The sequence below is a fragment of the Oleiphilus sp. HI0061 genome (assembly GCF_001635675.1).
Window position 1 is genome coordinate 1 of the sequence record NZ_LWFE01001747.1, and the last position, 563, is coordinate 563.

Sequence of the window (563 nt, forward strand, 5' to 3'; positions counted from 1 at the left end):
GTGAGCGCGCTTCCAATAGCCGCGGCTCAGGTGAAGTCGACCATGGGCTTTGGTATGTCCCAGGATATTGATATTTTTGATACGCCTCCATTAATTGACGAAACAACTGATACGGGTGCAGAGCAAGAAGATGCTGCGGCTTATCGTGCTGCGGTAGAAGCGGTAACGGCTGTTGTGAACCAGATAGACGAGGCTGTTGGTACTGAAGACCCTAATGCTGTATTAAGTGCACTCACACAAGATTTAGCCGATGGCCAGATCGACGGTAAAGTCGACAATGAAGAAGGTGGCTCAGAATCGAGTGATATTTTTGGCGGTGCTGAAGATGATGCTGCTGAAGATACAGCTAGTGCCGCACTTCAACTTTTAGAGCAAGACCCTGCTTCCTTACCGATTCCGAACGACCCTCAAGGTCGTACAGTTGGTGAAATGAAACAAGTGATTAACGATGAAAAAGAAGACCTGGGTAATGAAGGCGTTAATACTGAAATAAATACTGAAGAAGAAGTTGTACTCAAGCCCGCTGAAACTGACCCAGACCTGGATGATGATGGCGTTCCAAA

General features: G+C 47.1%; 1 pseudogene. It reads left to right on the top strand.

Annotated features, from left to right (window positions below):
* Positions 1-563, top strand: a pseudogene (locus A3735_RS31505) (hypothetical protein); the annotation flags it as partial.